Here is a 25,505-nt window from a genome sequence, read left to right as displayed (position 1 = left end):
AGTTACCCCTCCTTGTTCATTTGCAGCGCAGTTCTCACGGCCTCCGTAATCTCGTCAAAAGAGTCAAACACCTTCCCGCTCTCTCCAAAGCTCAGCTCCGGCCGCATAATTAAAATGACGTAAAGCCCCATATCCAGCGCGGCATGCAGCTTCTCATCCACCGAGCCTTCCGCCCCGCTCTCTTTGGTAATCATCACCTGTGTGCCATATTGCCGGTAAAGTGCCTCGTTCATCTCTCTGCTAAAAGGGCCCTGAAGCGCAATAATATTCCGCTGCTCAATGCCAAGGGACAGGCATTTCTCCATATTCTCCAGGCAGGGCAGCAGTCTGACCGTCAGCCGGATATCCGGATCTCCCAGCAGCGCTTCCGCAAACACCTCAAGTGTCTTGCCGCCGGTCGTCAGCATAACGGAACCCTTGAGTTCCCTGGCCTTGCGCGCAGCCTCTTCATAGGAATGCACAACGATCAGCCGGGGGTGGCTGTCATAGATAAGACTTTGCCGCTCGTAGCGAAAATAGGGCAGGCCCAGCGCTGCAGCCGCGCCCATAGCATTGGCGTGTGCCTCCAGCGCAAAAGGATGGCTGCCGTCCACTACTGCACGATAGCCGCCCTCCTGCAGCAGCGAGATCATGGCCGGCTTATCCAGCCTGCCGACCCGGGAGCGGATTGCTGCGGCTTCCAGCCGTTCAGCCGCACTGGGCGTTACGACAGAGGCCTGCAGCGGCAGGCCTTGTCGCGACAGGTTCAGGGCCAGCTCCCGGGCATCGCTGGTGCCGCACAGCATGAAGATCATCGCGGCTGGCGCAGATCCCGGTTGTCTGCCGGAGCCGCTGTTCCGGTTACATCATGCCGGTCTTGATGCCCATGGTCATGATCCGCGCGATCGTGATGCCCATGCCTATGATGCCCATGACCGTGATGCCCGTGTCCGTGATGCTCATGCCCATGTCCTCCATGTGCGTGATCCCCGTGATCGTGTTCCTGATGATCGTGGTGTCCATGATCATGTTCCCCGTGCTCATGCCCATGATGTTCATGCCCGTGATGCCCGTGCCCATGATCCCCATGTCCATGCCCCTCCTCACCATGGTGATGATGATGGTGGTGGTGCAATGCCGCTTCATCACGGTACTTGCAGTTATCGCAATTGCTGAAAGACTGTCCCTCCATCGTCTCCTCAATGCGCTCTGTAAGCATATCCACAAGCAGCGGGTGCGTGCCGAGCTGGCGGCCGAGCTGCACTTCAATTTCCGGATGCTCTGCGGCGAAATGAGAAACCATTTCTGCGAACTGCTTCATCAGCACTCCGGTGAACAGCAGATACGGCACAACTATAATCTTACGCGCACCCAGTGCCAGGCAGCGTTCAAGCCCATCCGGAAGCGACGGCTTCGTGATGGCGATGAAGCAGCTTTCAACGCTTTGGTAAGACGTTCTTTCCCATAGCAGCCGGCCCAGCTTATAGAAATCACTGTTGGCATCCGGATCACTGCCCCCGCGCCCCATAAGCAGCACGATGGTATCCTTATCCTCTGCTGCAGATGTTGTACAGGCTTGGGCTTCCTGCAAACTCAAGTCTGCAGCTCCGGCTTCATTACTGTCTTTCACAGAAGCAGAAAGCGGTTCAGCTTCCCGTATCCGGTCCAGCACAATATCGACAGCCCGCTCCTGAACACCCAGCGGACGCCCGTATACAAACTCCACCCCCGGATATTTCAGCTTGGCTTCATCGATCGCCATAGGAATATCCAGCTTGGAATGGCCCGCCGCGAACAATATAATCGGCACAATATAAATTTGCGTCGCACCGCCCTCCACGCATTTGGCAATTCCGCCCGCGATTGAAGGTGAGGCTAGCTCTATGAAGCAGGTCTCAAACTTAAGCTCCGGCTTGCGGGCGGCTAGCTGGCTGGTGAATTGCAGCAGCTCATCATTTCCCGCTTGAATCCGGCTGCCGTGTCCAACCAGTAATACGGTTCTCATCATGCGTACTCCCTCTATGCTGTCATTATTATCTATACTTCCTGCAGTGCTGTTCACCTGTTCTTCAATACTGCCCATCCGTTCATAAAAAGCATGAAACCGCTCCTTCTCCCGGCCTTGCGCAGTATAATGCTCTACTGCCGCTGCTACAGCAGCCACGGCTTCATCTTCATCCATACCTTCCCGGACCAGAGTGCCGGCATGCGCTCCCCGGCCCGACTTCTTGCCGCCCAGATAGAGCTCATAGCTGCCCCGCGAAAGGACCAGCCCGATGTCATCCAGAACAGCCGAGCTGCAGGCCATTCCGCAGCCCGCCACGCTGATATGCAGCTCTTTGGGTACAGCGAGCCCGTGCAGCAGGGTATGCAGGCAGACCGCCGCGCTTAAAGCGCCGCTTCTCCGCAATTCACAGAACCCGCAGGTTTTTACTTTCACATAATCACCGGGTATACTAACGCTCAGTCCTGCCTCTGTAAGCTTCGCCGCCACCTCAGCACGGTGACCCGGATGGCTCCGCAGCAGAAAATGTCCGTCCTTCGTATAGATCAGCTGCCCCTCATCGCCTGCCAGCTCCGCCAGCAGTTTCATCTGGATACCGCTGAATCTGCGGCTGCCGATGACAGGAGAAACCTCCAGCTCGAAGGTTTCATCAGCGTGTTCCGCCAGCTGAACTGCAGGAATACGTGGACGCTCCACGCGCGCAGACGCTGCCAGGCTTAGCACCGCAGCCTCCTCCGTCCGTCCCCCGTCAGTTGGAGCCATTCTCTCTGACACCAATCGCTCTACCTGTCCGGTTTCACCGGCAGCTGCACCCGGTGCCACTGCTCCATCTATCCGCTCCGCCTCAGCAGCCACACTCTCCACCGCTGTCCCTTCAGACCGTCCCGCCTCAGCCGCCACACTCTCCGCCGCAGCCAGCGACCAAGGTTCGGCCGCAGTGCGCAGCCGCTCATGCGGCTTCAGCGCCTGCGTCTGTGCACCTAGATTGTACTTGCGCTCGTATCCGCGCGGCGTAACCATTAGACCCTCGTAGACCACCGTCGCGGAGTTGCCGACGACAACCGTAGAGAGCATGCCGATCTCATGCTCCAGCATCTCCTGCAGCGTAGTGACGATCGTCTGCTGACGGTCACGGTAGGCGCTTTTGACAATGCCGACCGGCGTGGAAGGATCACGGTAACGCAGCAGGATATTGCGTGCTTCTTCAATCTGGCGCGTCCGCTTGCCGCTGCGAGGGTTATAGAAGGCGATCACGAAATCCGCAGCGCCCGCCGCTTCTACACGCGCGGCAATGCTCTCCCACGGGGTAAGATGATCGCTGAGGCTGATTGTGCAGGAATCATGCATGATCGGCGCTCCCAGCAGGGAAGAACAGGACTGGATCGCCGATATTCCGGGGATCACCTCGACCTCTACTCCGTCAGCCCGGTTCCAGCCCCGTTCAATCAGCACCTCGTAGACGAGACCCGCCATGCCGTATACACCGGCATCGCCGCTGGATATTACGGCAATGGTCTGGCCGTCCTCGGCTCGGCGGACGGCCTCCTGCGCCCGGCTGACCTCTTCGGTCATGCCGGTGCCGACAATCTCCTGATGCCGCAGCAGCGGTTTGATCAGATCCACATAAGTGTTATAGCCGATTACAGCCTCACTCTCTTCGAGAGCAGACAGCGCCCGGCCGGTAATATGCTCCAGCGCTCCGGGACCGAAGCCGATAATCAGCAGCTTGCCTTGTTTCTTCATCCTTCTTCCCCCGTTCATGAATACCTGTATTAACTATTCAGCAGCCTGTTTAGTACAGCTTTGAAATCTCCCGCCGTGCGGGGGGCTGGCTGGCCGGCGGTGTGCCGTGCAGGCAGGCTGTACCACAAGTCGGCCAGCAGCGGCAGACCGAGGCCGATGGCCTGCAATTCTTCCGCCCCGGCAAAAATCTCCTCCGGCGTCCCCTCAGCCCGGCACCTCCCCTGATCCAGTACGATAATCCAGTCCGCCCAGCGGTACGCCAAGTTCATATCATGCGTAGCCATAACTACGGTTGTGCCTTTTTCATGTATAAGATCAAGACCCTGGAGCATCTGTGTCTCGGATAACGGGTCCAGATACGAGGTCGGCTCATCCAGCAGGATCAGCTCCGGCTCCATCGCCATTACTCCGGCGAGTGCGGTGCGTTTTTTCTGCCCCAGGCTAAGCTGGTGAACCGGTTTGTCACTCAGCTCCGTCAGGTTCAGCAGTTCCATGACACTGCGGCAGCGCTCAGCTATTGCGGCTTCGTCCATCCCCGTTCCCCGCAGCCCGAAGGACACATCCTCCAGAGGTGTGCTCAATATGAGCTGCTGCTCCGGGTCCTGAAAAACAAGACCCACACTGCGCCGCAGCGCGGCCAGCTCTTTTTTGGCATAGGACAATGTCCTGCCTCCCTGCTGAACCGTACCCTTCTGTGGACGCAGAATGCCGACAGCATGCAGGAACAGGGTCGATTTGCCCGAACCATTGTGGCCGAGCACCGCCGTTTTGCGGCCTTTGGGAATGGAGATGGTTAGTTCACGCAGCGCGGCTTCCTTCGTATCCGGGTAATGAAACACCACCCCGTCAAAAGCCAGACTATATTCCATGTCCATGACGTACTCCTCTAATGTGATTTGGCAAAGCGGTATCGGATAAATGTTGTACGTTTTACAGCTTTGAATCCTGGATACTCCGGCCTTCTGGGGGATTGTTGTATGGAATACAACAATCTTCCCTCAGAGCCAACTAAATGAAGTGAAATGCTGCCTTTTGTACAACAATCTTGGAATACATCCGATATTCCGGGGAAATTGTTGTACTTTGGGCATGATTTCAACAAAGCCAGCAGATTTCCTGCACTAAAATCTTAAATTCAACCCCGCAGCCACAGCCAAAGCTGCGCCAGCGCCAGCACAGCGATCCCGGCATACGCCCGGACCGCATAACGCCGCGGCACAGGCCGCGCGGTATACGGCGGCAGAATGATCTCCCCCGTGAACCCGCGGGTCAGCAGCCCCTGCGACAATCCGTAATAACGGTGCATCGTATTGCCGAAGAGGGCCGCGGTCATGGCCGCAGTCTCCCGCAGCCTGGCCTTATACCCTCTGCGGCCGCCGCGCAGCCTCCGGGCCAGCATCAGCCCGTGCGCCGCATCATTCAGCAGGAACAGGAAGCGGTACATGATCAGCATCAGCTCCAGCACAATCTGCGGCATACGCAGCCTGCGCAGCACCTGCAGAAGCTCGCTGAACGGGGTGGTGAACATTAGGAAGAAGAAGCAGCTCATGCAGGCCGAGACTCTGGCCAGCAGTTCACCGGCCCGCTCCAGCCCTGCTGCCGTGATATATACCGGAAGAGGCGGCCCCGAAATCCGGAATATGCCAGCTTCCCCGGCAGCCGGGTGGCCGAATTCCACGAGCAGCGCCGGTACACTAAGGCAATAGAACAGCAGCGCCGTGCCAAACAACAGCCCGTAGGCGCGATAGGGAATTTTGGCATGCAGGATGCACCAGGACATCATCCACAGCGTAATCACAAGCTGCAGCACCGGATGCACGGTATAGGAGAGCAGGAACATCAGTGCCGCGAACGAGCTTTTCCACATGGGAGACAGCTGCCTCAAGGCATTATTATAAGAAAGGACATCAATTCGTCTGATCACTTGCTGATGCTGTTCTGCTTCGCCTGGCCTTGTTTCCCTTTCAGCAGCCCCAGTGAATATCCGATCACCCCGGCGCCAATCGCCGCCTGCAATGCGAACAGCATACTCTCCGTCTCACCCGGAAGCTCGGTCAGCGGCTTGAACCAGGGTTCATATTCGGGGTTAATCTCTGTGATCACACCCTCGGCAGCATCATCGGCCCCGCCGAAATCACCACTCACGAACAGCAGCGGCAAGACACACAGCAGGACAACAGCCAGCAGCATCAATCCATTTTTCCATTTATTGCTCATTATGCATTTCCCCCTTTGACCTTACGTTTCAGGAGCGACATTTCATTCGGACTGTACGATTTCAGCCAGTTCCACAATAATACGGTCAGCAGCCCTTCGCTGATGGCCAGCGGAATCTGCGTCACGGCAAAGATCCCCCCGAATTTGAGAAAAGACGCCAGGACTCCGCCATCCGCAGCCGGAAAAGCCACCGCAAGCTGGAAGGAAGTCACTACATAAGTCATCAGATCGGCAACCGCCGCTGCACAGAATAAGGCCAGCTTCTCGCGGTCCGGCAGCTTCATCATCAGCTTATAGACTGCATATCCGGCAAAAGGCCCCGCGACCGCCATCGAGAACGCATTCGCCCCCAGCGTAGTGATCCCCCCGTGCGCCAGAAGCAGCGCCTGAAACAACAGCACGATCGAGCCGATCACGCCCATCGGCAACGGTCCCAGCATAACTGCGCCAAGTCCGGTACCTGTAGGATGCGAGCTGCTTCCGGTAACGGAAGGCATTTTGAGCGCCGATAAGACGAAGGTGAACGCCCCTGCCAGACCGAGCAGCAGCTTCAGCTCCGGATTCTCCCTGGTCATCGATCTAAGCCTGATAATCCCGAGTATGAAGAACGGTAAGAACGCCACCCACCAGAACACGGCCCAGCCTACCGGCAGAAACCCTTCCATAATGTGCATAGCCTGGGCCGTTCCCGGTTCATTCAGCATAAAGTACACTGTAAATCCGGCAATCAGCGCCGCAAAACTCCAAAATCCGCGTTTCTTCATTTGTCAGCCTCCAAGTTTCTTTAATATAGCAAACCCAAAAAACTCCCGCCCTTCAGGGTGGGAGTGTATGTACGCAGGTATGATTCGATAGAGAGCACTGCCGTGCGCCAACAAGGGGTTCTGCACCCGGTCGCTCCGCATGGGCCGCTCAACGCTGTGTCTGCATAACATTGAACCGGCTCTGATCTTGATCTTCAAGATTCCCTCCGGTCCTGCAGGCACATCGCTTCATCTCATTAACCTATCCGTACACCGCTCCTATCCGCGTAGAGTCGTGGTGTGCGTAATCAAGGTAGGTCTCCTGGCTTGGAATACGGGCGCTATATCCTTCGTCTTCCCCGGGGTTCTCCCCGAGTGACATCATGAAGTTCAGCTCTTCCTTACAGTGGCGGGACCGCTCGGGACTTGCACCCGATTCCCTGTTATCCCTTGCCTGATCCGGCAAGAGCACCTTGTTACATCGCTAATCCATCCTACATCATAGCGGAACAGGCTCTGCATGTCTGTGATAAAATTGGAGCGGCTGCGAGGCGCAGTATTCATTTGCTTGTAAGGCAGCGTTCATTTGCTTGTAAGAATGTCATTTGAGTAATATAATTATTAACTATATAACCTGAACGTGGAGGCAGCGCATGAAACTTGATCTAACCGACCAATCTTTACCCGTGTACGAAGCGTTATCCAGTGCTGTGCGCCTGCAGATGCTGCGGCTCCTGTCCGAACAGCCTATGAACGTCAAGGAACTGGCCGGGGCGCTGAAGCTCAGCAGTGCCATTATGACGATGCATGTGCGCAAGCTGGAAGCTGCCGGACTGATCCGCAGCCACATGGCTCCCGGGCGCAGCGGACTACAGAAGATTTGTACACTGGCCGCCGAGAGTGCTGAGATTATTTTCCCTGGACAAGCCAGAACACAGCGCAGAGGCTACCGTAAGGAAATACCCGTGGGCCACTACTCTGATTTCCAGATTGAACCGACCTGCGGATTATCTACAACCGAGCGGGTAATCGGCAACTTTGACGATCCGCGGTATTTCTGGGATCAGGAGCGGGTGAATGCAGGCATCCTGTGGTTCGGCAAAGGATTCGTGGAATATAAAATCCCGAACTTCCTGCTGTCCAGCCAGAAGCCTGAGGAGCTGGTCATCACGATGGAGATTGCCTCCGAAGCCCCGTCCATCAATAATAACTGGCCTTCCGACATCACCTTCACACTGAACGGACAGCGGCTCGGTTTCTGGACCAGCCCCGGCGACTACGGGGACAGCCCGGGCAAATACACTCCTGCCTGGTGGCCTGCGCTCACCAACCAATATGGACTGCTTAAGCAGCTGAGGATTACTCCGGCGGGCACGTTCATGGACGGTCAGAAGCTGTCAGAGGTTACACTGGAGCAGGTCGGTATCCGTGATAAGCAGTGGACGTTCAAGGTCTCTGTGGAAGAGGATGCGGAGCATATCGGCGGCCTTACCTTATTCGGCAAGGGGTTCGGCAACTATAACGAGGATCTTGTGTTTGAGCTCTTTTATACAGATGCAGTTGATGCTTCGGCAAGTGCCAGTCTGGCGGAATGACCCAAACAGGATGGTGCAGCAAACAGCGGCAGCGGGAGACCTTAAGCTCAGGTCCCCCGCTGCCGCTGTTGTGGTTACGGGTGTATTGCAGGACAGCTTTGCAGTTTAACCAGTCACCGGCTGCCACAGGCCGCCGCCCGGCAGCGGACAGCCGCGTGCCTTCAGCCGGGCTACAACCGGTATAATACAGCCGCAGGCAATGCAGGTTACGCCATCCTGCAGCTTGGGACAAGCTCCGCATAGGGCAACCCGCTCGGCGTATACTTCGTCCGGGGCTGTATTCTCCGGATTGAACATGGAGGAGGCGAGAATCCGGGCAATCTGCGCTTCCGTCACCTTGTACTCTTCCCGGCATCCCTTGCATGCTGAGGTTGTAGTCATGCTGCGCTCCCTCCCGTTAAGCTCCCGGAGTAATTGCCAGTACTGTCACCGACATTGGCGGCAGTTCAACCGTAAGCGTGTCGCCTTCAAGCTGGAAGGCGGTGAACGGCTGCGGTACTACCGCTTCCGGCTGCCCGAAGGTATTGTGGGCTTCGATGGAAGACCCTGCAAGTGTAGTGCCGCTTACGGCTGCTGACTGTCCAGCCAGTCCGCGCAGCTCCAGCGGCAATACTGCCGGTGCAGCGTGATTCAGGTTGCACAGGCTGACGTGAATGACGCCCTCTGCTGTTACGGAAGCTGAAGCAGATACTTCAGGAATCTCCACGCCCTCATAGCTGTAAACCGGGCTGTCGATCGTCAGATCCAGCAGCTCCGCATCCTGATGTACTTTATACATATTGAATACATGGTAGGTTGGAGTCAGAAGCATTTTCTCGCCTTCGGTCAGAATTACAGCCTGCAGCACGTTTACAGTCTGGGCAATGTTCGCCATCCGTACACGGTCGCTGTGCTTGTGGAAGATATTCAGGGTCAGACCGGCAACCAGCGCATCACGGATCGTGTTCTGCTGGTAGAGGAATCCAGGGTTCGTACCGGGTTCCACATCATACCAGGTGCCCCATTCATCAACGATCAGGCCCACTCTTTTGTCCGGATCGTATTTGTCCATAATGACACTGTGGCGGGTAACCAGCTCATCCATGAACAGCGCCTTCTTCAATGTGTTGAAATATTCATCCGTTCCATAGCCGGTAGCCGCACCTTTATTAGCCCAATCCGAAGTCGGCAGGGTGTAGTAATGCAGGGTAAGCGAATCCATGAAGCGGGTGGCTTCGCGCATCAGTACTTCGGTCCAGTTATAGTCATCCGAGTTCGCACCGCAGGCGATCCGGTGAATCTTGTTATCCCCATAGTTGCGCACATAAGTCTGATATTGGCGGTACAGGTCAGCATAATACTCAGGACGCATATTGCCGCCGCAGCCCCAGTTCTCATTGCCCACGCCGAAGTAAGCTACACTCCAGGCCTCTTCCTGTCCATTCTTCTGGCGCAGCTCAGCCATCGGCGATACACCGTTAAAGGTCAGATACTCAACCCACTCGGACATCTCCTGTACCGTTCCGCTCCCTACATTGCCGTTGATGTACGGCTCACATTCCAGCATGGCGCAGAGCCGCATGAATTCATGTGTACCAAAATGATTGTTCTCAACCGCACCGCCCCAATGGGTATTGATCATGCGCTTGCGTTCTTCACTTGGGCCAATGCCGTCCTTCCAGTGATATTCATCGGCGAAGCAGCCGCCCGGCCAGCGCAATACGGGAATCTTCATTTCCTTAAGCGCTTCCACCACATCGTTGCGGATACCCTTCGTGTTCGGAATCGGCGAATCTTCCCCTACCCAGATGCCTTCATAGATACAGCGTCCCAGATGCTCAGCGAAATGTCCATAGATGTTGCGGTTAATTGTGCCTTTGCGGATGTCAGTGTTCAATACAATGCGTTCTGCCATTTCGGTTAACGCTCCTCTTTAAGTTAATATATTTGTTAATCATTTAACACTTATATTAATATTATAGTCAGGCTTCCGCCGGTTCGTCAATCTTTAAATAAAACGTACAACATTTATGTATTTATAGACTGCAGAAAAGGAAATTCGAGCCTGCATACGAGGATGAAGCCAGATTCATTTCACTGTCGATACAAAAGATGATATTATGACAGTGGCACCAAAATAAAACACATGGAGAGTATAATGATCCGACCTATTTGCAAAGATATGATGATTTTGAGCCAGCGGTCCACTCCGGCAACTAAAGAGGATCTGCCGGTGTTAGATGACCTTCTGGATACATTGCGCGCGAATGCAGACCGGTGTGTCGGCATGGCGGCTGATATGATCGGTGTCAATAAGCGCATCATCGCGTTCAGTATCGGACCAGTGAATGTCCCCATGATTAATCCGGTCATCACGGGGCGTAACAGTCCTTATGAGGCTGAGGAGGGCTGTCTCTCACATGATGGCGTACGCAGAACTATGCGCTATGATTCCATTGAGGTAGAGTTCCTCGACCGTAATTTCAAACCGCAGAAGCAGACCTTCACCGGATTTGCGGCGCAGATCATTCAGCATGAGATCGATCACTGCGACGGAATTGTAATCTGAGCCCGGCATATGGTATTCAGTTGTCAGGGATAACACAAAAAGACCCCTATCGCGAGACTTTCGCGAGGGGTCTTCTGCTTATTCAGGAGGCTCTGGCCTGCCTAAGCCTATAACTAAGCTCTTCTCAGCCCAAATCTCCGAGTTCAATCTGTACGATTCCCCGGTCATCCCGGACCTCGGCGATCCCGCCGATCAGATGCATCAGGCTGCCGAACTCCAGCTCATTGAACTTGCGTGCCGCAGTATCCCGCTGCAGTGCCCACAGACAGTCCGCCAGTTCGCAGACCACCGGCACATCGCAGCGGATTTCCGCCAGCTCCCGCGAGAGATGCAGCATATCGAGGTCAGCCTCGATTTTGGCCCGCACGCCTTTGGGCAGCAGATGCAGGTTCTCAATGACACCTTCCACGGTGCCGTATTCGGTCAGCAGCTTGGTGGCTGTTTTCTCACCGATGCCCTTAACGCCGGGATAATTGTCGCTGGTGTCTCCCATGAAGCCCTTCAGGTCAATCACCTGTGCAGGGGTGAGGCCACGTTCAGCAAGGAGCTCCGCCGGATCATACACTTTATAGTTGGAGCGGCCTTTTTTCATAATCACGACCTTGACGCTGTCATTCACCAGCTGCAGCATATCGTGGTCACCTGTGAGAATATAGACCTCTGACTCCCCGCTGTAGCACGAAGCCAATGTACCAATGCAGTCATCTGCCTCATAACCAACCAGACCGATATTCGGCACGCCCAGCTCGGCCACTACCTCTTTCACGAGGTCAAACTGCGGAATCAGCTCCAGCGGCGCATCAATGCGGTTCGATTTGTAGCCGTCATACTTCTCCGTACGGAACGTACCCTTGCCCATATCCCAGCAGCAGACCACATGTGAAGGCTCAAACGTACTCACCGCGTCGAAAAAATACTGCAAAAATCCATACACCGCATTCGTCGGAAGCCCGGCGCTGGTCTTGCGGATATATCCTCCATAAGAGGTAGCATAAAAAGCCCGGAACAGCAGAGCCATTCCATCCACGATCATTACCCGGCCCTTAGTTTCTGTTACTGTGCTCATGTGTAACCTCTCCTTGTGCATACAATTTGCATTGCGCCTCTAGGAGTATTCTATCAGAAAACTAGTAATCTTATAAGAGTGCATCCAGATTCCCACAGCTCCAATCATTGGGAGGCCCGGCCGGAATTAACTACTGTAGCACCAAATCATAGTTAAAAATCCCTTCGGACGCCAGTAAATCTTCAAAGTCTCTCACCGCTAAGGGCTTACTGTACAGAAATCCTTGAATCTCATCGCATTTATAATCAGACAGAAGCTCTAGTTCTTCCATTCGTTCCACCCCTTCAGCTATGACCTTCATACCCAGATTGTGTGCCAGGAAGATTAAAGATGATACAATCGCCTGATCACAATTGCTGCTTATCATTTCACGAATGAAGATCCGGTCAACTTTGAGTGTATCTATTGGAAAATACTTAAAATAACTTAAAGAAGATTGTCCGCTTCCAAAATCATCTATCGCGATATTCACACCGGTTGCTTTGATACTTTCTACAGTTGCTATCATGCTCTCCGTATGTGTCAGAAATCCGCTTTCTGTAATTTCAAGTTCCAGCCTGCGAGGATCTACGTTGGTTTCACGTATAATTCCAGAGAGGATACTTGGAATATCATCCATCATCAGTTGCCTGACGGACAGGTTTACTGAAATACGAATTGCTGACGTTAAATGCTCCTCCCATTTGTTCAACTGTCTGCAGGCAGAGAGGAGCACCCATTCACCAATCGGACAGATGAGCCCCGTCTCTTCAAGGATAGGAATGAAAATCTCGGGGGAGATCATTCCGAATGTGGGATGCTCCCAACGGAGCAATGCTTCAGCGCCCACAATTTTCTGTCTGGGAACATCGACCTGTGGTTGATATACGAGAAAAAATTCTTCATTTTCGAGCGCATGGTGTAAATCTTTCTCAAGCTGCTGCCGATAAAGAGGCTCCTCTGCTTTTGGGACATTGCTGATAAGTTTCCGAGATGACTTCCTGTAAGCAGTTACTCGTAAAAAAAGATAAATACAAATACCGGCGGATACAATGAATTTCAGAATTATTATCAGCATATTCTTTACCTTAATTCCTATAAATCTTGAAACCGTTTAAATTGTCGTACAAATCCTCGGCCATTTGGGCTAAGGAAGCTGAGGATGCTGATATTTCTTCCATTGATGCTAGCTGTTCTTCTGTTGCTGCTGCAATATTCTGCGTGCCGGAGGCAGAAGTTTTGGCAGAAGTATTGATCTCTTCCACCGAACGAAACACTATTTCTGTTCCTGCTGCCAGATCCTGAACTTCATTTGTGACTTCCCTGATCTGGGCGGCGACGTTATCCACAGACTCTTCAATCTGTGCAAATGCTTGCCCTGCCGAATTCACAATCTCGATCCCGCTCTCAACCTCTTTAGACGTGCGTTCCATGGATCGGACAGCTTTGCCTGTTTCCGACTGAATCGTACTGATCAGGACAGATATTTTTTGGGCCGATCCTGCTGATTGCTCAGCCAGCTTGCGGACCTCATTCGCGACAACCGCAAATCCCCGGCCATGTTCTCCAGCCCTGGCCGCTTCGATTGTTGCGTTCAGCGCGAGCAAATTGGTTTGTGCTGAAATCCCTGATATAGTGTCTACAATCTGACCTATCTCTTCTGACTGCTGTTCTAAACCATGAATAATGCTGTTCAGCTCTTCAATCGCCGTATAGATTGAACTCATTTGACTCACAGCTGTATGGACCGCTTCATTTCCCTCCAATGATAGATCTGAAGTCTGTGAGGCTGTTTCAGACATGTTCTGAGCATTCCGTTCAATAAGCTGAATACTGTCCTTCATATGTTCCATTGTTCTGGCCGTTACTTCAACCGCATGAACCTGTTGATCTGCACCTCCCGCTACTTCTTGAACGTTTGCCGCAATATTTTCACTGGCTGTGCTGGTCTGTTCTGCATTTGCCGTAAGCTGCACAGAGAACGCCGCAACCTGCTGCGAAGTCTCTGTAATCTGCCCGAACAGGTTTCTTAATACCTCGAGCATAGTATTGAGAGAATGCGTCAGTTGCCCGAGTTCATCTCTGGAACGATAACTTGCTTCTCCGGTGAAATCTCTGTTCTCCGCTTCTTTCATAAGCTTCTGTACAGCCTGCACCGGTTTTACAATCATCCTTATGATGATAATTCCGACAACAGTGCAGAGCAGACAAAAAGCGATGGACAGGATGTTTGATAACAGAATGCTTTGCTCCCCTTGTTCGCGGACCAAAGTGTTAATGGCAGCGGCACTATCCTTAAGTTTGTTTTCCAATGTGTCACCTAAAGTTAGCATTACATTCATTGTGGGTACAACATTATTTTTGTAATATTCATAGGCTTCCACATTGCGATTAACAGCCCCCAAAGCAAAGGCTTCCTGCATGGAACGGATGTATACAATAAATTCAGTTTTAATATCTTTTACAAGCTTTTTCTCCTCTTCGGTGATCCCATTCACAAGCATTCTATCCAGAATATTTGAATTCGCATTCACTAGGCTATCGAATTTTATTTTTAATTCGTTCGCCTCTTGATTTGTACTAGTCTGCATGGATTGGAACAGAATGCTTTCCATCGCCCGGTTGCCGGTACGGTAATTTAGAAAATCTGCTTCCGGCACCATCTGATCGAAATACATCGCGTTAGAATTATCAACAATTTTTGTCAACGATACATATCCAAGAGCAGATTGTGCAACCATGGCTACAATAAAGACTCCGATCAACAGAAACAGTTTTGTTGCTACTTTTAGATTACGCACAGTTCTATCCCCTTCCTATCACTTACATCTCCCTTTCATGATAGAGCAGAGGTATTAAAACATTTCTTGTAAAAGTATTAGGAATCTATGTCTTTTCTTCATATTCATTGAATTTATTCAGCGAAAATTTATAGCCTATTCCCCAAACTGTTTTAATATATTTCGGATTTTTTGGATCTAGTTCAATTTTATTTCTGAGCTTCATAACATGCACATCAATTGAGCGTTCATTCACTAATGTATGGATTCCACGCAGATAAATGATCAGTTCCTCCCGCGAGAACACCCGCTCCGGATGGTTATAAAGGAGTTTCATAATTTCAAATTCGGTAAAGGTTGTCTCTACTATTTTCCCTTGAACTTTAATAGACCGGTATTCATGTTCAATAACAATGCTTTTATCTTCCGGTCTGGAAATTGAATGACTTCCATCAGCCTCTTTATAATTTGATCTCTGATACGCTCTCCGTAAAATGGCATTCATTCTGGCTAACAGCTCCTTCATGCTGAAGGGCTTGCATAAATAATCATCCGCCCCGGCGTTTAAGGCTTCGACACGGCTCATGACTTCGGTATTCATAGAAATAATTACGATGGGCACCACAGATTCTTTACGAATCTCTCTGCAAACCTCAATGCCGTTTAAGTCAGGCAGCACTAAATCAATGATCACAAGATCGGGTTGCTTTTCCTCAATAAGAGCAAGTCCTCCGGTTCCTGTATCTACTCTGTAAACAATATTGCCTTCTTCTGCAAGATACATCTTTATCATGTCACCGATAATCATGTCATCCTCAATAAGTATTACTTTCATAATAAAACCCTCTCATGATCAAGTACATCCTTGCTGTCACCAGGATATGCATTATCTAAATAGTGCTGTATAGAAGAGATGATCCCCAGAAGCTCATCCTCCAAATTGTCCAATCCATTCTGGAGATCAGCATCCTGCTCTAGTTCTAATTCAAGCCTCATTGCAGCTGTCAGCAGCCGGTCGGCACACAGATTCCCTGCCACACCCTTAAAGGTATGAAGCATCCGATGATATCCAGTTAAATCGTCATTGTTCAGGGCATCCCGCAGTTGTTCAACAAAAAGCTTATAGTCACGAATAAACACAGTGAACATATAACGTACAATATATTCTTTTCCGCTAACTCTTTGCAAAAGCAATTGATAATCTATTCCTTTGACACGTCTGTTCAGTAACGCAATTAGTGCATCGACCTGAAGCGGCTTGGTCAATACACCGTTCATCCCAATGCGGTAATACATTTCATGCTCTTCCTTTACAGTATTTGCGGTCAGGGCTATGACGGGCAGGTGGTCATACTCGCGGTTCTGCCGTATCTTCTTCGTCACCTCAATTCCACTAAGTTCAGGCATATGAATGTCCAGTAAAAGCAAGTCCCATCCCCCATGTTCCAGTAAAGCCAGAGCCTCCTTACCATCATTTGCTGCGGTTACCTCAAAGCCGTATGAAGTCAGAAGCTCTGTGACAACAAGCTGATTAATTTCGTTATCTTCTGCTAACAGAATTTTCCGCTGAATCCCGGGTAAGGAAAGCTTCCCGCTACCCTTAATCTCATGCGGTGAATCCGGTTCATTCTTGAACAAGGTGTACATGGCCTGGTACAGGCCGTTACGGCTAACGGGCATTAGAATTAGAGCATCCGGCTGCAGACTCGCAGGCAATTTCGAAATCCCATCACGTACCTCTGCCGTTGAAATTGCAACATAGCGAACGGGATGTGTATGATGTATTTTCTGAAGCTGCAGCCAGTCGTTCAACCCTTCCCGCTCATTCATACTTAAATCAACCACAATCACTTCAACAGGCAGATGAGAATAAACAAGATCCGATTGTTCACATGCCGCAACATCAAAGTTCATTGATTCCAGCATAGAGCATAACCCGTTTCTAACCGCAGCATTGTTCTCAATGACAAGAACTTTGGTTTGTGAAAATTCCATCCGCTCCTCCAGCTGAAGCAATTCATCCGGTCGTGCATATTCAAAGGGAATGGTAAAGGAAAACTTACTGCCCTGTCCCGGCTCGCTGCTGATTTCAATATCTCCTCCCATCAGTTCAACAAAGTATTTGCAGATCGGAAGTCCCAGGCCGGTTCCTCCACCCATCTGTCTGGAATAATGTCTGACCTGCATGAAGGGTTCAAACAGATGATCGATCTGATCGCTCGTAAGCCCGATGCCCGTATCTTCTACCGAGAACTCCAAATGAATAATATCTTCTTCATATCTTACGGGTTCAACCTTGACGTATATATGCCCCCTATCCGTAAATTTAATGGCATTGTTTATCATATTGATAAGAATTTGTTCAACGCGCAGAGAATCACCATAGAGCATCTCCGGAATATCCGCCGATGTATCAATAATGAACTTTAGCTGTTTCGATCCGAGAAGCACGGCAAGAATATCCGATAATTCCTGCATCAGCTGATGCAGATTAAAATTAACCTTTTGCAGTTCAATTTTACCGGCCTCAATCTTCGAGAGATCAAGAACATCATTAATAATACCAAGCAAGGTATGGGACGAGGAGAGAATTTTGTTCAAATAATCTTTTTGCACCGGAGACATTTCCTGTCTAGTCAAAAGCTCCGTGAGACCTATGATTCCGCTAAGCGGGGTACGTATTTCATGGCTCATGCGGGCAAGAAACTCGCTTTTTGCCTTATTAGCTTCGTCAGCCGCCCTGCTTTTCTTCACATGGGTAATATCATGCCCAGTGGTTATAACCCCTATTACTTCCTCTTTCATGTTAAAGAACGGAGACAAAGTGACATCATATTGATGTTCTCTCCTGGCTGATCTAAAGCTGTATTCAAATCTCTCCATCGTTCCATTTGAGATGACCTGTCTGAAGTAATAGAGCCATTGCTCAACATGCTCACCCGCTGGCATCTGTTCTGTTATCATTGTCCCAATCAGGCTCTCAGGCGATATTCGAAGCGTCTCGGCCACTTTATTATTTACAGATGTAATTCGTCCCTGCACATCAAACCACACTATGAAATCCTGGGTGCTCTCCACAAGCGAACGGTATAACTCCTCACTCTCTTTAAGCTTCTTCTCTGATTCCATGCGCTGGGAAATATCTATAACAGAGCCGATGATAGCGCCAACGATGTTGTCATAGAAAACTGGATTCAGATTGATAAGCAGCGTATGCTCCTTAAATAATATTTCAAATGTCTGCGGTTCTCCGGCCCAGGCCTTTTCCTTTTGAATCTTCATAAAAATACTTAGATCCTCAGGGAATAAATCCAGTCTATCAAGTGTCTTGCCGACGAGTTCACTGGAGGAAATCCCCAGTTCAACACACAAGGCACCTCCGGCAATTTTATATTTGAATTCTTCATTTTCTCTGGTCAATTTATAGATAAATCCAGGTTGCAGATGAAGAATCTCTAACAGATCGCTTTGCATCTCATCGAACCGTTGCTTCAGCCTCTGGGCATTGCACATATAGAATAACTTTGCCGCGATAAATAACCCGGATGCCTCATACACGGCCAAAAATTGCAGACTGGCGGATAAAGAATGTGAGTTGTCAATATAATTATAAAATAATATCAACAGAAGATTGGTCACGGTGACTAAGATGATCCACTGCTTCCAGAAGGAGTGAATATAGCGGATGGTTATATTGCAAACAATAAAAATGATGGACACATCAATAATCCCCACTATCATCATCTTTATGGATGGCTCATAAATAAGACGGGGAAGGATAATTAACAAAGCCGCCAATGCTGATGCGAATGGGCCGCCAATGGAAGCAGCAATGAGTATGGGGATGGTACTCAGGTCCGCAATCAGGCAATTATTAAAGGGATGACTAACAGCATATATTAGAATGACGCCCACAAGGCCCTGGTATATCCCCACTTTCCAAGTGTAGCCTGTTAAAACCCTCAGATTAATGTTTACCCTCATCATAAAGTGCTCGAAAAAAAACGTAAAAATCGTCAACAGGCAAAAACTGAGAATCAAATCACGAATCAACTCACTACCACCTTATAAATACATTATTGGTTTGTATTTGGCAATTTTAAGATCAACATGATTATATACAAAAAATGTCGAACAATATACACCGTTCGACAAAATGCCACATATTTCAACATTTGTTTGATATTTTACAAACACTTAGTCAGCAGATATAGTCTCTATCACTTTTTCAAAGTCCAGAAGAACAAGCAGCTTCCCCTCGACTTGCACAATCCTCTGACTAAACCCGCGCTGCACTTGTAAGGCCTCAAGAGTCTGATTCATCTTCGCCGGATTAAACTGATTGATTCTCAATGCCTCATGGACATGAAACGCGGCAGCCTTATTATTCTTCATCTCAGCAATAATATATTTGCCCTGTATCTGTCCAGTTCTCCTTGCAGAAGGATACCCGAAACATTTAGCCAGGTCTATGACTGCAATGGCTTCTCCACGAAACTGAATCAGCCCCTCCATGTAAGGATGTGCTAATGGAACTGGAGTAACCGGAATAGTATTAATAACCTCCCTTACTTGCTGCACATACGTACAATACAGATCATTGCCTAGCAGAAACTCAACAATTCCGACTTCTTCTGTATCCGTTACTGGTAATAATCGCCGTACTGTCATTTCCTCGCCCCATTCATTCAATATCATTGACACTATGTATAGATTGAACTTGGAAACTTGAGGAGGAGGAAGGATTGACGAAGGGGGATTTTGGAACTGAAGGAGCGATAGCAATCGCCTTAGTCTGCGGATTTCCACCGCGAACAGCAGTATAATCATGAAATCTGCAGACAACAGCGGCCGGAAGTCCAAATATTCACCGCAGTGGCGACTGATTCTTCACTCTAAAATCTCAAGTACAATCTATATTGTTTTAACTATAAATCCAAATTGTTATATAACATGTTTATATGCTATTTAATTTCTGTTTGATAAATTAATACAAAATACATATTACCCTTGCAATAAATTCAGGATTGCTCATATGCAGACAAACAATTTGCATCAAAATTTATATATAAGTCTTTGAGGGCATGGATCTGAATCCATAAACAAGGAATGGGATTTCTTTGGGCTGGAGGAAGATATCCAATATAAGCGCGGCAAAGTGTGGAAAGAATTTCAAAAATGTATATGGCTTCGAACAGGGGGACTGGAGACTATTACAATAGCAATCCTGCAACTTTCCGAATGGAATTAGGACTGGTTCTAAGGGATATTCTGGAGGTTCCGTACGTATGCCGTTATCTTCCCCTTGCTGCTTTTTGATGCTCCGGTGATCATACGAAGCAAGGGGACAAGAAAGGGCAGCCAAACATAAACATGATATGGGATCCAGTATTGCTGCAATGCTTAAACAAGAAATAAAAAAGGAAATCTTATGGAACGCTGCATTAATCGTCTGGATCGCACCGAATTTTAGGTGTTGCTCCAGGCTTCAGCGTACTGCTCATCTTTGTAGCCGACTGTAACCTTCTTGCCGTCAGTGACAACCGGACGCTTGATCAGCATCCCGTGGCTGGCGAGCAGCTCAAGCTGCTTATCTTCACTGAGACCGGCCAGCTTGTCCTTCAGATTAAGTTCCTTGTAGACCTCACCGCTCGTATTAAAAAACTTCTTCAGCGGCAGTCCGCTGTTCTTCAGCAGGACGCGCAGCTCCTCCACTGTGGGCGGCTGCTCGGCAATATGCTGCAAGTCCAGCTCATGCCCCTGCTCCTTCAGCCATTTCACTGCGGCGCGGCAGGTGCTGCATTTCGGATATTGATACACCTTCAATTGACTCATATGGTTCTCCTTTTATTATAAGCGCAGCGGCAATGTTGCAGTACGCTGATTATTAGGGCTGCCGGCGCAGCCGCGTTCACGGGCCGGATGGGCCGGAAGTCAAACATTCTCTGCAGCCACGGCTAATCCCCACAGTGGAATTTTCCCGTTTTAATCTAAATAGATGGAAATTGTACATTTATTTAGCGTGAATTAGCAGCTTAATAGGAATTAGTTGGATTTTCAACACTTAATTTGAGCGCATTCGATACTTTTCGGCCAAACCTCTTAGATTAGTTGTACTTTTTCCACTTGTTGGATTTAGAGTGGCGAAACAGCTAAGAATAAGTGCAGTCTCGCACTTATTTCACAATCTCACGCTGGCGCCTGGCTGTACCCGCCAGCGAAATCTTCAGCATCCCCTTATATCACGGCCAGGCTGCTGAGACAGTTATTGCCCTGCACCAGTCTCACGCAGCTTCGCCTGCAGCTGCGCCATATCCGGCGGCAGCGGAGCCTCGAAGACCAGATCGGCATGCGTGACCGGATGCCGGAAGGACAGGCGCACCGCATGCAGCGCCTGGCGCGGAATGGACGCGTCCAGCTCCGCGATCTCTGCCAGCTGCGCCGCTTCCACGGACGACAGCTCCGCCTCTTTGCTCTCTCCGCCCGGCAGCGTCAGCCTGGCTTCTTGCGTCTCGCCGCCGGGCAGCACCAGCCCGGCCTCCCGCTCTCCGCTGCCCGGCGGAAAAAGCCCGCTTGCCGCCTGCCCGCGGGCATACAAAGGGTGACGGTACATGCCGTCACCGATCAGCGGGCAGCCGATCGAGCTCATATGCACCCGGATTTGATGGGTGCGCCCGCTCTCCAGCTTCAGCTCCACGCGCGAAGCCGCGCGCGGATAGACCTCCTTGACCTCGTACCGGGTCAAGGAAGGATAACCATCCGGCGTCACAATCCGCCGGTGCGGCTCCAGCGGGTCGCGGTCGATCGGACCGGCGATGTCGCCGCTCTGCAGAGCGGGAACCCCGTGCACAAAAGCAGCATACCGCTTGTCCACCGTCCCGGCGATCATCTGCTCGGAGATATGCTGATGGCTGTACGGGTTCTTGGCAATGACCAGTACACCGGAGGTCTCCTGGTCCAGCCGGTGGACAGGGCGGAAGCGGACCCGCTCCCCCTTCTCCGCCCAGTAATGCACCACTCCGTTCGCGAGCGTCTCCGTGTAATGGCCATGGGTCGGATGGACAATGATCCCCGCGGCTTTGTTCACGACTAGCAGATGGCCGTCTTCATATAGAATCTCAAAAGGAATCGGCTGCGGCAGGATATCCTCTGACGTTTCTTCCTCCATCCGGATCTCTACACGGTCACCGCTGCTTACCTTGACGCTGATATAGACACGCTCTCCGTTCAGCGTAATCCCGAGGTCTGTCATCTTCAGACGGGACAACAGCTTACGGGAGACATCCATCCGCTTCTGCAGGATGGTTTTGAGCAGCCAGCCGTCTTCATCCGGCGGCACAATATAGGTAATCGGCGGATAGTAGCTGGTCATTTGTTCCGGAACACCTTTTTGCTGCGCACATACTCTACCTCAGCAACCTCCAGCCGTGTATTGGCGGCACGGGCCAGCGCGAAGAAATAATCAGAGAGTCTGTTCAGATAGACAACAGCCTCCGGGTTAATATCTGCACTGCGTCCCAGGGTCACAGCCCGGCGCTCCGCACGGCGGCAGACCGTCCGGCAGACATGCAGAACCGAGGACAGCTGGCTTCCGCCGGGCAGAATGAAGCGCTCCAGTACCGGATTCTCCGCCTGCAGCACATCGATCCAGCCTTCCAGACGCGCGGCCATCTCGCTTTTCACCTTATATTTGTTCTCGCTCAGCTTCACGAACGCCAGGTCCGAACCGCAGTCAAACAGCTCATGCTGAATCTCCAGCAGCTGCTCCCTAACATCCGCGAACCGTTCATCCTCCATCAGACTCCGTGCCTGGCCGACAAAACAGTTCAGCTCGTCTATGGTGCCATAAGCCTCGACGCGGACATCGTCCTTGCCCACACGGCCGCCGATGACTGAGGTTTCCCCTTTATCCCCCGTACGCGTATAGATCGCCATAGTATTTCCCTCCTAAGTTGCAAATCACATAGTAATAGTGTAATCGTTCTTATGTATGTAGGCAAACAAAGATCAGCATTTCTGACATGTAAATAACTCCCTAATGAGCTAATATGGAATGTACCCGATCCCCACCCCGCCTACGGCTTCCGGAAAGTAATACAGTACATCAGGCCTTTGCATACCTCCTTATACTCGATCTCCAGCATATCCTGCGGAATGAGTCCAAGCACCCCCGGCAACTCCTCCCCCTGCTGAAAATACCCCTTAACCACCGGCACCTTCCCGTACGTTCCCTTTACCAGCTTCTCTGTCTCATCGGCAATCATCAGTCTGGTGCCCGGCTTCGCCACCCGGATCATCTCCAGTACCGCAGCTCCCGGATCACTGAAATAATTGATACCGCCGACATGATAGACACAATCGAAGACGTTGTCCTTAAAAGGCAGCTTCTCCGCCTGTCCCTGGAACAGATGTCCCTGAAGCTTCCAGCGCCGCAGATTGCGCACCGCCTGCTTCAGCATTCCGCTGGAGATATCCAGTCCGTACAGCTCTGCCTGTACACCCAGATAGGGGAAATTATCGCCGCTGCCCACCGAGGTCTCCAGCACACGGTCACCTTCCCGCAGTTCAAGCGAAGACAGAAACTGTCCTCTGTAGCTTCGTTCCCCGCCGAATTTCAGGGCGAAATAAGCTTTGTTGGACAGCCGGTAGAAACGGGCTATCCGGTTGTACAGCTCAAGGTACTTTTTGTTGCTGCCCTCGGCATCCGCTTCTCCCAAAAAGGCGAGAAAGCCCTGCTTCAACGGGTACTTACGCCCGCTCTCCGGATTAACGGCTCCCGTTCCTTCGAGCTTCAGCTCATCATACGTATAGGGGTCCCGCAGTATATCGGCTTGTAACATGAATATCATCCTCTTTTTCCGGTACGCTGCAGAAGAGCCCGTACCTTTAGAATCATCGTGAGTATTCATTATATCCCTGCCGCAGGAGTCCTCCATCGGGCCCCGGGTCCACCTCCTCCTCCGCCCCGGGACGTACAAGCATTACAGCAGCCTGAACCCCAGGCAAGGTTCCCCGGCTTCGATCGTCCGCCTCATTCGGGCAAGATATGCCTTCTGGCCGTCCGTAAGCGCGCCCGGATCTGTGTGCACCATATGATAGGTATACGAATAAAGATGCCGGTAATCTATAAAGTAGCCGATCTGAGCCATGAACCCGGTATCTGTGTTACCCCTGCGGTAGCCTTCCATAAAAGCGTGATAAAATGCCAGCACAGCGTCCTTCTTGCCCGCATCTTCCGGCACAGTCTGGGCCATATGATAGACGGCAATGGCAATATCATACGCAAACCAGTGATATTCCGCATCCCCGAAATCTATCACTGTCAGCGAGCCGTCATGCACCAGGAAGTTATGCGGATGAAGGTCGCCATGAATCAGGCCGAATTCATTCCCGGAGGTGCCAAGGCGGCTGAATTCTTCCTGGTATACCTTCCACTTTTGCAACAAAAGAGCGTCTGTTTCTATCCTCTCCGCCAGCAGAATTATATTCTCCTGCCCATGTGGATGCGGATGGACTGCCTGGTAGCTCCGGGCACAGGAATGCAGCCTTCCCATCGCCTCTCCCCAGTGCTCGAATAACAGCGGATTCCAAACCGTCTTATCTTCCCGATTCACATGTGTACCTTTAACCTTATGGAACAGAATATAATAAAAAGGCTCTGACACCGGGTAAATATACTTCCCGGACTCCAGGCACAGCGGGCGGATCGCACTCACTTCACTCTCCTGCAGGTAGTTCAGCCATTCCATTTCCGGCAAAATGTGTTCCTTGGGGACCACGCTGTGATCCAGTATTTTGACGACGATATTCTCGGCTCCTGCCCGTTCAAGCTCAAATACATTGTCATTATACCCTCCAAGATGCTTGACCGCTTCAGGAGGACAGCCGAGCTCTGTGAACACCTGCTGCCGGATACTCTCTGGAATCATCGCACTCCCCCCTGTCCCTGCAAAAACTGTATCAGCTCCCGGTTGACCCGCTCCGGCTGTTCCATATTGATGCCATGGCCTGAGCCCCCGATCACCTTATAGCGGAAATCCCCGTCCTGAAGTATGCCAATAAAATCCTTCTTATGCTGCAGCTTGTAATCCCCGATCAGAAAATACAGCTTATCCCTGACTATAGCCGCGCGGGCCTTGTCATAGAGCTCAGTTCTCTGGATAAACATCGCCTGTTGGTTATGATTCTTCATGAGCAGCACCACATGCTCGGCCAGTTTAGGATGTTTTTCTACAAGTCGTGATTCCGGCGAACTGAGCTTATTAAATACCTTAAGCAGATTTTTGCGCGTAGGTACCATGATTTCCGGGAACATCATCAGCAGCGTCTGGATCATGCTTTTTAACGGAGCCGTGACCATCCCGCCTTCCATACAGACTGCCCTAAGAACTCGTCCAGGCTCGTTAATCACATAATTGAAGGCCATGTACGCTCCATTCGATACACCTGCCACATAGAATTGTTCCAGTTTCAATCCATCAGCTACGCTGTTAATCCAATCTACCTGATTAAAATTCTGATTATTGAACCTGGCACCCGGCAGGCTCTTCCCAGGCCCTCCCAGCGTATCCACCGCAATGCAGCAGAAATGCCGGGACAGCTCCCGTATATTCAGCAGCCACATCACCGCCGAATTATCGCCTACCCCATGGAACAGGAGCAGGGGCGGCAAACCGGCCTCTCCCGCCGTTATACAATGTGTTGTCCCGTAAGGAGTCTCGATATCCAGCTCCCGAACCTTCGTCCCCCAGTCCCCGAGCAGCTCATCATAGGAACGGAGAACCTGTTCCTTGCCGGCATCACTTTTAAATACCTTGACCATGGCTAATTCCACCTTTTCGGATATGGGA

22 protein-coding genes, 1 pseudogene and 1 riboswitch are annotated in these 25,505 nt (G+C 51.0%); of the genes and pseudogenes, 2 read left to right on the top strand and 21 right to left on the bottom strand.

Annotation, left to right across the window (positions count from 1 at the left end):
• Nucleotides 1-2 precede the first annotated feature (2 nt).
• The 7 genes and pseudogenes from cobK to P40081_RS09815 all read right to left on the bottom strand — a co-directional run bounded on the left by cobK (nucleotide 3) and on the right by P40081_RS09815 (nucleotide 6,708).
• Nucleotides 3-794 (bottom strand): precorrin-6A reductase, encoded by a 792-nt coding sequence (gene cobK, locus P40081_RS09840; RefSeq protein ID WP_042135121.1) that lies wholly within the window; start codon nucleotides 792-794, stop codon nucleotides 3-5.
• The gene (locus tag P40081_RS40020) at nucleotides 791-1,984 is read right to left on the bottom strand and encodes a sirohydrochlorin chelatase (RefSeq protein ID WP_081970444.1); all 1,194 of its coding nucleotides are present in this window, start codon (nucleotides 1,982-1,984) and stop codon (nucleotides 791-793) included. Before P40081_RS40020 ends, cobK begins: the two co-directional genes overlap by 4 nt.
• A gap of 63 nt (nucleotides 1,985-2,047) precedes the next feature.
• Nucleotides 2,048-3,727, bottom strand: a pseudogene (cobJ, locus tag P40081_RS40015) (precorrin-3B C(17)-methyltransferase); the annotation flags it as partial.
• 29 nt (nucleotides 3,728-3,756) lie between these two features.
• Nucleotides 3,757-4,602 (bottom strand): energy-coupling factor ABC transporter ATP-binding protein, encoded by an 846-nt coding sequence (locus P40081_RS09830; protein WP_144025968.1) that lies wholly within the window; start codon nucleotides 4,600-4,602, stop codon nucleotides 3,757-3,759.
• A gap of 260 nt (nucleotides 4,603-4,862) precedes the next feature.
• Nucleotides 4,863-5,651, bottom strand: a complete 789-nt coding sequence (cbiQ, locus tag P40081_RS09825) for a cobalt ECF transporter T component CbiQ (RefSeq protein WP_052421747.1) — start codon at nucleotides 5,649-5,651, stop codon at nucleotides 4,863-4,865.
• The gene (locus tag P40081_RS09820) at nucleotides 5,648-5,944 is read right to left on the bottom strand and encodes an energy-coupling factor ABC transporter substrate-binding protein (protein WP_042135118.1); all 297 of its coding nucleotides are present in this window, start codon (nucleotides 5,942-5,944) and stop codon (nucleotides 5,648-5,650) included. Before P40081_RS09820 ends, cbiQ begins: the two co-directional genes overlap by 4 nt.
• Nucleotides 5,944-6,708 carry an energy-coupling factor ABC transporter permease gene (locus tag P40081_RS09815; RefSeq protein ID WP_042135116.1) on the bottom strand — a complete coding sequence of 255 codons (765 nt, stop codon included), beginning with the start codon at nucleotides 6,706-6,708 and terminating at the stop codon, nucleotides 5,944-5,946. Before P40081_RS09815 ends, P40081_RS09820 begins: the two co-directional genes overlap by 1 nt.
• 274 nt (nucleotides 6,709-6,982) lie before the next feature.
• A riboswitch (cobalamin riboswitch) is annotated at nucleotides 6,983-7,178 on the bottom strand.
• Between the two features lie 162 nt (nucleotides 7,179-7,340).
• Here P40081_RS09815 and P40081_RS09810 point away from each other — a divergent pair.
• On the top strand, nucleotides 7,341-8,282 hold the full coding sequence (locus tag P40081_RS09810; protein ID WP_042135114.1) for an ArsR/SmtB family transcription factor: 942 nt from the start codon (nucleotides 7,341-7,343) through the stop codon (nucleotides 8,280-8,282).
• Between the two features lie 105 nt (nucleotides 8,283-8,387).
• Here P40081_RS09810 and P40081_RS09805 read toward each other — a convergent pair whose 3' ends face one another.
• Nucleotides 8,388-8,663: a DUF6171 family protein gene (locus P40081_RS09805; protein ID WP_042135112.1), complete on the bottom strand. Its 276-nt coding sequence runs from the start codon at nucleotides 8,661-8,663 to the stop codon at nucleotides 8,388-8,390.
• A 16-nt stretch (nucleotides 8,664-8,679) separates the two neighbouring features.
• Nucleotides 8,680-10,176, bottom strand: a complete 1,497-nt coding sequence (locus P40081_RS09800; RefSeq protein ID WP_042135110.1) for an alpha-N-arabinofuranosidase — start codon at nucleotides 10,174-10,176, stop codon at nucleotides 8,680-8,682.
• Nucleotides 10,177-10,419: 243 nt separating this feature from the next.
• On the opposite strand from P40081_RS09800, the gene P40081_RS09795 reads away from it, so the two are divergent.
• Nucleotides 10,420-10,830, top strand: coding sequence for a peptide deformylase (locus P40081_RS09795; RefSeq protein ID WP_042135108.1), 411 nt, complete (start codon nucleotides 10,420-10,422; stop codon nucleotides 10,828-10,830).
• Nucleotides 10,831-10,954: 124 nt separating this feature from the next.
• Here P40081_RS09795 and P40081_RS09790 read toward each other — a convergent pair whose 3' ends face one another.
• From P40081_RS09790 to P40081_RS09735, 12 genes are all read right to left on the bottom strand, one after another.
• Nucleotides 10,955-11,896, bottom strand: coding sequence for a 5'-3' exonuclease (locus tag P40081_RS09790; RefSeq protein ID WP_042135106.1), 942 nt, complete (start codon nucleotides 11,894-11,896; stop codon nucleotides 10,955-10,957).
• Between the two features lie 130 nt (nucleotides 11,897-12,026).
• The gene (locus P40081_RS09785) at nucleotides 12,027-12,953 is read right to left on the bottom strand and encodes a putative bifunctional diguanylate cyclase/phosphodiesterase (RefSeq protein ID WP_052421746.1); all 927 of its coding nucleotides are present in this window, start codon (nucleotides 12,951-12,953) and stop codon (nucleotides 12,027-12,029) included.
• A gap of 10 nt (nucleotides 12,954-12,963) precedes the next feature.
• The gene (locus P40081_RS09780; protein ID WP_052421745.1) at nucleotides 12,964-14,676 is read right to left on the bottom strand and encodes a methyl-accepting chemotaxis protein; all 1,713 of its coding nucleotides are present in this window, start codon (nucleotides 14,674-14,676) and stop codon (nucleotides 12,964-12,966) included.
• Nucleotides 14,677-14,761: 85 nt separating this feature from the next.
• Nucleotides 14,762-15,490 carry a response regulator transcription factor gene (locus P40081_RS09775; RefSeq protein WP_042135104.1) on the bottom strand — a complete coding sequence of 243 codons (729 nt, stop codon included), beginning with the start codon at nucleotides 15,488-15,490 and terminating at the stop codon, nucleotides 14,762-14,764.
• Nucleotides 15,487-18,708: a response regulator gene (locus P40081_RS36280; RefSeq protein ID WP_081969896.1), complete on the bottom strand. Its 3,222-nt coding sequence runs from the start codon at nucleotides 18,706-18,708 to the stop codon at nucleotides 15,487-15,489. The genes P40081_RS09775 and P40081_RS36280 overlap by 4 nt, the downstream gene beginning before the upstream one ends.
• A gap of 144 nt (nucleotides 18,709-18,852) precedes the next feature.
• A complete protein-coding gene (locus tag P40081_RS09765) occupies nucleotides 18,853-19,326 on the bottom strand; it encodes a chemotaxis protein CheW (RefSeq protein ID WP_197074344.1) in 474 nt (157 codons plus the stop codon).
• Nucleotides 19,327-20,124: 798 nt separating this feature from the next.
• Nucleotides 20,125-20,490, bottom strand: a complete 366-nt coding sequence (locus tag P40081_RS09760; protein ID WP_042135100.1) for an arsenate reductase family protein — start codon at nucleotides 20,488-20,490, stop codon at nucleotides 20,125-20,127.
• Between the two features lie 430 nt (nucleotides 20,491-20,920).
• On the bottom strand, nucleotides 20,921-22,027 hold the full coding sequence (locus P40081_RS09755) for an RluA family pseudouridine synthase (protein WP_042135098.1): 1,107 nt from the start codon (nucleotides 22,025-22,027) through the stop codon (nucleotides 20,921-20,923).
• Nucleotides 22,024-22,590: a cob(I)yrinic acid a,c-diamide adenosyltransferase gene (locus tag P40081_RS09750; RefSeq protein ID WP_042135096.1), complete on the bottom strand. Its 567-nt coding sequence runs from the start codon at nucleotides 22,588-22,590 to the stop codon at nucleotides 22,024-22,026. The genes P40081_RS09755 and P40081_RS09750 overlap by 4 nt, the downstream gene beginning before the upstream one ends.
• A 140-nt stretch (nucleotides 22,591-22,730) precedes the next feature.
• Nucleotides 22,731-23,495: a class I SAM-dependent methyltransferase gene (locus P40081_RS09745; protein ID WP_063779827.1), complete on the bottom strand. Its 765-nt coding sequence runs from the start codon at nucleotides 23,493-23,495 to the stop codon at nucleotides 22,731-22,733.
• 141 nt (nucleotides 23,496-23,636) lie between these two features.
• On the bottom strand, nucleotides 23,637-24,584 hold the full coding sequence (locus tag P40081_RS09740; protein ID WP_042135094.1) for a phosphotransferase enzyme family protein: 948 nt from the start codon (nucleotides 24,582-24,584) through the stop codon (nucleotides 23,637-23,639).
• Complete coding sequence (locus tag P40081_RS09735; protein ID WP_042135092.1) at nucleotides 24,581-25,477, bottom strand: alpha/beta fold hydrolase; 897 nt, start codon at nucleotides 25,475-25,477, stop codon at nucleotides 24,581-24,583. Before P40081_RS09735 ends, P40081_RS09740 begins: the two co-directional genes overlap by 4 nt.
• Nucleotides 25,478-25,505 lie beyond the last annotated feature (28 nt).

The organism is Paenibacillus sp. FSL P4-0081 (assembly GCF_000758565.1).
Taxonomy (GTDB): Bacteria; Bacillota; Bacilli; order Paenibacillales; family Paenibacillaceae; genus Paenibacillus_AQ; species Paenibacillus_AQ phytohabitans.
Note: the sequence above shows the minus strand (reverse complement) of the source record. Positions and strands in the feature narration are given on the sequence as shown.

Excerpts from the sequence above, each read along its gene's own strand:
- P40081_RS09810 (WP_042135114.1), top strand. The coding sequence starts at position 7,341 with ATGAAACTTGATCTAACCGACCAATCTTTACCCGTGTACGAAGCGTTA.
- P40081_RS09795 (WP_042135108.1), top strand. The coding sequence starts at position 10,420 with ATGATCCGACCTATTTGCAAAGATATGATGATTTTGAGCCAGCGGTCC.
- P40081_RS09760 (WP_042135100.1), bottom strand. The coding sequence starts at position 20,490 with ATGAGTCAATTGAAGGTGTATCAATATCCGAAATGCAGCACCTGCCGC.
- P40081_RS09735 (WP_042135092.1), bottom strand. The coding sequence starts at position 25,477 with ATGGTCAAGGTATTTAAAAGTGATGCCGGCAAGGAACAGGTTCTCCGT.
- P40081_RS09775 (WP_042135104.1), bottom strand. The coding sequence starts at position 15,490 with ATGAAAGTAATACTTATTGAGGATGACATGATTATCGGTGACATGATA.
- P40081_RS09830 (WP_144025968.1), bottom strand. The coding sequence starts at position 4,602 with ATGGACATGGAATATAGTCTGGCTTTTGACGGGGTGGTGTTTCATTAC.
- P40081_RS09740 (WP_042135094.1), bottom strand. The coding sequence starts at position 24,584 with ATGATTCCAGAGAGTATCCGGCAGCAGGTGTTCACAGAGCTCGGCTGT.
- P40081_RS09785 (WP_052421746.1), bottom strand. The coding sequence starts at position 12,953 with ATGCTGATAATAATTCTGAAATTCATTGTATCCGCCGGTATTTGTATT.
- cobK (WP_042135121.1), bottom strand. The coding sequence starts at position 794 with ATGATCTTCATGCTGTGCGGCACCAGCGATGCCCGGGAGCTGGCCCTG.
- P40081_RS09765 (WP_197074344.1), bottom strand. The coding sequence starts at position 19,326 with ATGACAGTACGGCGATTATTACCAGTAACGGATACAGAAGAAGTCGGA.
- P40081_RS09800 (WP_042135110.1), bottom strand. The coding sequence starts at position 10,176 with ATGGCAGAACGCATTGTATTGAACACTGACATCCGCAAAGGCACAATT.
- P40081_RS09790 (WP_042135106.1), bottom strand. The coding sequence starts at position 11,896 with ATGAGCACAGTAACAGAAACTAAGGGCCGGGTAATGATCGTGGATGGA.
- P40081_RS09805 (WP_042135112.1), bottom strand. The coding sequence starts at position 8,663 with ATGACTACAACCTCAGCATGCAAGGGATGCCGGGAAGAGTACAAGGTG.
- P40081_RS40020 (WP_081970444.1), bottom strand. The coding sequence starts at position 1,984 with ATGAGAACCGTATTACTGGTTGGACACGGCAGCCGGATTCAAGCGGGA.
- P40081_RS09745 (WP_063779827.1), bottom strand. The coding sequence starts at position 23,495 with ATGTTACAAGCCGATATACTGCGGGACCCCTATACGTATGATGAGCTG.
- P40081_RS09815 (WP_042135116.1), bottom strand. The coding sequence starts at position 6,708 with ATGAAGAAACGCGGATTTTGGAGTTTTGCGGCGCTGATTGCCGGATTT.
- P40081_RS09820 (WP_042135118.1), bottom strand. The coding sequence starts at position 5,944 with ATGAGCAATAAATGGAAAAATGGATTGATGCTGCTGGCTGTTGTCCTG.
- P40081_RS09755 (WP_042135098.1), bottom strand. The coding sequence starts at position 22,027 with ATGACCAGCTACTATCCGCCGATTACCTATATTGTGCCGCCGGATGAA.
- P40081_RS09750 (WP_042135096.1), bottom strand. The coding sequence starts at position 22,590 with ATGGCGATCTATACGCGTACGGGGGATAAAGGGGAAACCTCAGTCATC.